This is a genomic window from Melaminivora alkalimesophila (assembly GCF_000282995.1).
Taxonomy (GTDB): Bacteria; Pseudomonadota; Gammaproteobacteria; order Burkholderiales; family Burkholderiaceae_C; genus Melaminivora; species Melaminivora alkalimesophila.
The window spans coordinates 1-6,235 of record NZ_ALEE01000793.1 but is presented as its reverse complement, the minus strand read 5'-3'; the positions used below and the strand labels follow the sequence as shown (position 1 = coordinate 6,235).

Genomic DNA, 6,235 nt, shown 5'->3' with positions numbered 1-6,235 from the left:
CGGCTGCCGCGGCGCTTGCCCTCGCCGCCAATGCGGCCTGGGCCCTGGCGCCCTTCAAGGTGCAGGACATCCGCGTGGAGGGCCTGCAGCGGGTGGAGCCCGGCACCATCTTCGCGTCGCTGCCGCTGCGCGTGGGCGACGAATACAACGACGAGAAGGGCGCCGCCGCCATCCGCGCGCTGTTCGCGCTCGGGCTGTTCAAGGACGTGCGCCTGGAGGCGTCCGGCAACGTGCTGGTGGTGGTGGTCGAGGAGCGGCCAACCATTGCCGACGTGGATTTCGCCGGTACCAAGGAATTCGACAAGGACACGCTGAAAAAAGCCATGCGCGACGTCGGCCTGACCGAGGGCCGGCCCTTCGACAAGGCGTTGGCCGACCGTGCCGAGCAGGAGTTGAAGCGCCAGTACATCAACCGCAGCCTCTACGGCGCCGAGGTGGTGACGACGGTGACGCCCATCGAGCGCAACCGCGTCAACCTCACTTTCACCGTGACCGAGGGCGAGCCGGCCAAGATCCGCGAGATCCGCATCGTCGGCAACCAGGCTTTCAGCGAATCCACGCTCAAGGGCCTGTTCGAGCAGGACACGGGCGGCTGGCTGAGCTGGTACACCAAGTCCAACCGCTATTCGCGCTCCAAGCTCAACGCCGACCTGGAGGCGCTGCGCTCGTACTACCTGGCGCGTGGCTACCTCGAGTTCCGCATCGACTCCACCCAGGTGGCGATCTCGCCGGACAAGCAGGACATCTCCATCACGATCAACGTGAGCGAGGGCCCGAGCTACGTGGTCTCGGGCGTGAAGCTGGAGGGCAACTACCTGGACCGTGAGGACGAGTTCAAGTCCTTCGTCACCATCCGCCCGGGCGAGCCCTACAACGCCGACCGCGTCGCCGAGACCACCAAGGCCTTCACCGACCACTTCGGTAACTTCGGCTTCGCCTTCGCGCGCGTGGAGGCGGTGCCGGAGATCGACCGCGAGCACAACCGCGTGGCGCTGGTGCTGCGCGCCGAGCCCTCGCGCCGCGCCTACGTGCGCCGCATCAACGTCTCGGGCAACAACCGCACGCGCGACGAAGTCATCCGCCGCGAATTCCGCCAGTTCGAGGCCTCCTGGTACGACGGCGACAAGATCAAGCTCTCGCGCGACCGGGTGGACCGCCTGGGCTTCTTCACGGAAGTGAACGTCGAGACGCAGGAGGTGCCGGGCGCGCCCGACCAGGTGGACCTGGTCGTGAACGTGCAGGAAAAGCCCACCGGCTCGCTGCAGCTGGGCGCGGGCTTTTCCAGCGCCGAGAAGATCTCGCTGTCGTTTGGCATCAAGCAGGAAAACGTCTTCGGCTCGGGCAACTACCTGGGCATCGACGTGAACACCAGCAAGTACCGCCGCACGCTGGTGTTCTCCACCACCGACCCGTACTTCACCCAGGACGGCGTCTCGCGCACGCTCGACCTGTACTACCGCACCGCCAAGCCCTACGAGGACCAGGGGGGCAACTACGAGCTGGTGACGGCCGGCGCGAGCGTGCGCTTCGGCGTGCCCTTCAGCGAGGTCGACACGGTGTTCTTCGGCGGTGGCGCCGAGCAGACGCGCATCAAGGCCGGCACCAACATCCCGGCGGCCTACCTGTCCTACGCCGAGAAGTTCGGCAGCAGCAGCGTGGCCGTGCCGCTGACCATCGGCTGGTCGCGCGATGACCGCGACAGCGCGCTGGCGCCCAACTCGGGCCGCTACCAGCGTCTGAACTCCGAGTGGTCGATCGCCGGCGATGCGCGCTATGTGCGCGCCAACTACCAGTACCAGCAGTACGTGCCGCTCAACAAGAAGTTCACGCTGGCCTTCAACGGCGAGCTGGGCGTGGGCAAGGGCATGAACGGCCGGCCCTTCCCGGTGTTCAAGAACTTCTACTCGGGCGGCCTGGGCTCGGTGCGCGGCTTCGACCAGGGCACGCTCGGGCCCCGCGACGTGACCGGCGCCTCGCTGGGCGGCCCCAAGAAGATCACGCTCAACGCCGAGCTGATCGCTCCCTTCCCCGGTGCCGGCAACGACCGCACCCTGCGCTGGTTCGGCTTCGTGGACGCCGGCAACGTCTACGGCGAGAACGAGAAGTGGGAATTCAGCGAGCTGCGCGCCTCTGCCGGCCTCGGCCTGAGCTGGATCTCGCCGCTCGGCCCGCTGCGTATCGCCTACGCCCACCCGGTGCGCAAGTTCGCGGGCGATAGAATCCAGAAACTGCAATTCCAGATCGGAACATCCTTCTAATGAAATCGCTTGTTCGTCATTTCCCGCTGGCCGTGCTGGCAGCGGCACTGGCCACCGTCGCCGTGCCGGCCCAGGCACAGGCCGAGGAATTCAAGGCCGGCTTCGTCAACACCGATCGGGTGTTCCGCGAGGCCAACTCCGCCAAGGCCGCCCAGGCCAAGCTGGAGCAGGAGTTCTCGCGCCGCGAGAAGGAGCTCGTGGACCAGGGCAACGCCCTGAAGGCCGCGACCGAGAAATTCGAGCGCGAGGCCCCGACCATGGCCGAGAGCCAGCGCATCCAGCGCCAGCGCCAGCTGGTCGAGCAGGACCGCGACTTCCAAAGAAAGCGCCGCGAGTTCCAGGAGGACCTGAGCGCTCGCAAGAACGAGGAACTGGCCCAGGTGCTCGAGCGCGCCAACCGCGTGGTCAAGCAAGTCGCCGAAGCCGAGAAGTACGACGTGATCCTGCAGGAAGCCGTGTACGTCAATCCCAAGCACGACATCACGGACAAGGTCATCAAGGCCATGAACGCTTCCGCCGGCAACGGCGGCAAGTGATCGGGTAGCGCGTCGGCCGCCAGGGCGAGGGATGGACGGCGCGTGAGCCTGCGTTTGGGAGCCATCGTCGATGCACTGGGCGGCGAGCTGCATGGAGCGCACCCGGACGCAGAAGTCGCCCGCATCGCACCGCTGGAATCGGCCGGCGAGGACGCGCTTTCCTTCCTGAGCAACCCGCGCTACCAGGCGCAGCTGGCCGACTCGCGCGCCGCCTGCGTGATCGTGGCGCCGGCGCTGCGCGAGGCGGCGCTGGCGCGCGGCGCCTGCATCGTGGCGCCCGACCCCTACGTGTATTTTGCGCGCGTGACGCAGCTGTGGGCGCGCGCGCACGGGCAGGGGCCGGCGCGCGGCATCCATCCGAGCGCGGTGGTGCACGAAGAGGCGCAGGTGCATCCCACGGCCTGGGTCGGTCCGCTGTGCGTGGTCGAGCGCGGCGCAGTCATCGGTGCGCACACGCAGCTCAAGTCGCGCGTGACCGTGGGCGAGCGCTGCGTGCTGGGTGAGCGCTGCATAGTGCACCCGGGGGTGGTGATCGGCGCCGACGGCTTCGGCTTCGCGCACGAGCGCGGCGAATGGATCAAGATCGAACAGCTGGGCGCGGTGCGCATCGGCGACGACGTGGAGATCGGCGCCAACACCTGCATCGACCGCGGCGCGCTGGACGACACCGTGATCGAGGACGGCGTCAAGCTCGACAACCTGATCCAGATCGCGCACAACGTGCACATCGGCCGGCACACCGCCATGGCCGGCTGCTCGGCCGTGGCCGGCAGCACCAGGATCGGGGCGCATTGCACCATCGCCGGCGCCGCTTCGATCGTCGGGCACCTGCAGTTGGCGGACAATGTGCACATTTCCACCAACACGGTGGTGACGCACTCGATCTCGCGCCCGGGCCAGTACACGGGCGTGTTCCCCATGGACGAGAATGCCCAGTGGGAAAAGAACGCCGCCACGCTGCGCCAGCTCCACCGCCTGCGCGAGCGCATCCGGGCTCTCGAACAGAAAACACAAGGCGGCTAGGGCCGCGAAAACAATGATGGACATCCACCAAATCCTCAAGCTCCTGCCGCACCGCTATCCCTTCCTGCTGGTGGACCGGGTGGTCGAGCTCGAGCGCGGCAAGCGCATCCAGGCGATCAAGAACGTCACCATCAACGAGCCGTTCTTCACCGGGCATTTCCCGGCGCGGCCCGTGATGCCGGGCGTGCTGATGCTCGAGGCGCTCGCCCAGGTGGCGGGCCTGCTGTCCTTCGACATGATGGGCGAGGCCCCGGGCGACGACAAGGTGTTCTACTTTGTCGGGATCGACGGGGCGCGTTTCAAGCGCCCCGTGGAGCCGGGCGACCAGCTGATCCTGGAGATCGAGCTGGACCGCATCAAGGGCGGTATCTACAAGTTCAAGGGCGTGGCGCGCGTGGGCGACAGCATGGCCTGCGAGGCCGAGATCATGTGCACCATGCGCACGGTGGCCTGAGCCGGCGCGTGAGTCTGATCCATCCCACCGCCCTCGTCGATCCGGCGGCCGAGCTGGCCGACTCGGTCGCGGTCGGCCCCTACGCCGTCATCGGCCCGCGGGTGCGCATCGGCGCGCGCACGCAGGTGGGTGCGCATTGCGTGATCGAGGGCGACACCCGGATCGGCGAGGACAACCGCATCTTCCAGTTTGCCTCGCTGGGCGCCGCCCCGCAGGACAAGAAGTACGCGGGCGAGCCGACCCGGCTGGAGATCGGCGACCGCAACACCATCCGCGAATTCTGTACCTTCAACACCGGCACCGTGCAGGACGCCGGCGTGACGCGCGTCGGCAGCGACAACTGGATCATGGCCTACGTGCACGTGGCGCACGATTGCGTGGTCGGCGACCAGACGGTGCTCGCCAACAACGCGACGCTCGCCGGCCACGTGCAGGTGGGCGACCACGCCATCATCGGCGGCCTGACGGGCGTCCACCAGTTCTGTCGCATCGGCGCGCATGCCATGGTCGGCTTCGGCAGCCACGTCTCCCAGGACGTGACCCCGTTCACCATGGTGGATGGCAACCCGCTGGGTGCGCGTGGCCTCAACACCGAGGGCCTGCGCCGGCGCGGCTTCTCGCCGGCGCGGGTGGCGGCGCTCAAGCGGGCCTACCGGCTGCTCTATCGCCAGGGCCTGACGCTGGAGGCGGCGCTGGCGGCGCTGGATGCGCTCGCGGCCGAAGGCGGCGAGGGCGCGGGCGACGTGCGGGCGCTGCGGGATTTCGTCGCCGCATCGCGCCGCGGGATCGCGCGCTGAGGCGCGGGGCAGGGCCATGCAGCATCCGCCGCGCGTTGTCATGGTGGCCGGCGAGACCTCGGGCGACCTGCTCGCGGGGTTGTTGCTCGATGGCCTGCGGGCGCAGTGGCCGCAGGTTGCCAGCATGGGGATCGGCGGTCCGCGCATGGCCGAGCGCGGCTTCGACGCCTGGTGGCCGAGCGAGCGCCTGGCGGTGCACGGCTACAGCGTGGAGCTGGTGCGCCGGCTGGCGGGCATCCTGCGGATCCGCAGGCAGCTGCGCGCGCGCCTGCTGGGGGGCGACCGCCCGGACGTGTTCATCGGCGTGGACGCACCCGACTTCAACCTGGGGCTGGAGGCCGAGTTGCGCGCGGCCGGCATCCGCACGGTGCATTTTGTCTGTCCGTCGATCTGGGCCTGGCGGGCCGAGCGCATCGCGAAGATCCGCGCCGCCTGCGACCACGTGCTGTGCCTCTTCCCTTTCGAGCCGGAGCTGCTGGCGCGCCACGGCATCGGCGCGAGCTACGTGGGCCATCCGCTGGCCCGCGTGATCCCGCTCGAGCCCGACCGGCTGGCGGCGCGGCGCGCGCTGGGCCTGCAGCCCGAAGACGAGGTGCTTGCCATCCTGCCCGGCAGCCGCTCGGCCGAGGTGGCCTACATCGCGCCGCCGTTCTTCGAGGCGGCAGCCCGCATCCTGCGCGCACGCCCGCGCCTCAAGATCCTCGTGCCGGCGGTCCCGGCGCTGCAGGGGCGCGTCGCACGGGCCGCACGGGAGGCAGGCCTCGACGACGCGGCCACGACCGTCCTGGCGGGGCAGTCGCACGCGGCGCTGGCGGCCTGTGACTGCACGCTGATCGCCAGCGGCACGGCGACGCTGGAGGCCGCACTGTTCAAGCGCCCGATGGTGATCGGCTACCGCATGCATCCCTGGAGCTGGCGGCTCATGCGCCGCAAGCAGCTGCAGCCGTGGGTCGGGTTGCCGAACATCCTGTGCGGCGAGTTCGCCGTTCCGGAACTGCTGCAGGATGCGGGCACGCCAGAGGCGCTGGCTGCGGCGGTGCTCGGCTGGCTCGATGCGCGCCAGGGCGATCCGGCGCGCATCGCCGCGCTGGAAGCGCGCTTCACGGAACTGCACCACGAATTGCGGCGCGACACCCCGCGCCTGGCCGCCGATGCGATCCGCACGCT

The 6,235-nt window shown here is 69.2% G+C and carries 6 protein-coding genes; all 6 read left to right on the top strand.

Annotated elements, in window-relative coordinates; genetic code table 11:
- On the top strand, positions 1–2,258 hold a 2,258-nt coding region (gene bamA / locus A612_RS15345), incomplete at its 5' end, for an outer membrane protein assembly factor BamA (protein ID WP_019375322.1).
- Positions 2,258–2,794, top strand: a complete 537-nt coding sequence (locus A612_RS15340) for an OmpH/Skp family outer membrane protein (RefSeq protein WP_040437177.1) — start codon at positions 2,258–2,260, stop codon at positions 2,792–2,794. The genes bamA and A612_RS15340, both read left to right, overlap by 1 nt.
- A 42-nt stretch (positions 2,795–2,836) precedes the next feature.
- Positions 2,837–3,817: a UDP-3-O-(3-hydroxymyristoyl)glucosamine N-acyltransferase gene (gene lpxD / locus A612_RS15335; RefSeq protein ID WP_019375320.1), complete on the top strand. Its 981-nt coding sequence runs from the start codon at positions 2,837–2,839 to the stop codon at positions 3,815–3,817.
- A 13-nt stretch (positions 3,818–3,830) separates the two neighbouring features.
- Complete coding sequence (fabZ, locus tag A612_RS15330; protein ID WP_019375319.1) at positions 3,831–4,271, top strand: 3-hydroxyacyl-ACP dehydratase FabZ; 441 nt, start codon at positions 3,831–3,833, stop codon at positions 4,269–4,271.
- A gap of 8 nt (positions 4,272–4,279) precedes the next feature.
- Complete coding sequence (gene lpxA / locus A612_RS15325) at positions 4,280–5,068, top strand: acyl-ACP--UDP-N-acetylglucosamine O-acyltransferase (RefSeq protein WP_019375318.1); 789 nt, start codon at positions 4,280–4,282, stop codon at positions 5,066–5,068.
- 16 nt (positions 5,069–5,084) lie between these two features.
- Positions 5,085–6,235: lipid-A-disaccharide synthase (gene lpxB, locus A612_RS15320; RefSeq protein WP_040437178.1), on the top strand; the 1,151-nt coding region annotated here is incomplete at its 3' end.

Coding starts and splice junctions, on each gene's coding strand:
- A612_RS15340 (WP_040437177.1), top strand. CDS start 2,258: ATGAAATCGCTTGTTCGTCATTTCCCGCTGGCCGTGCTGGCAGCGGCA.
- fabZ (WP_019375319.1), top strand. CDS start 3,831: ATGATGGACATCCACCAAATCCTCAAGCTCCTGCCGCACCGCTATCCC.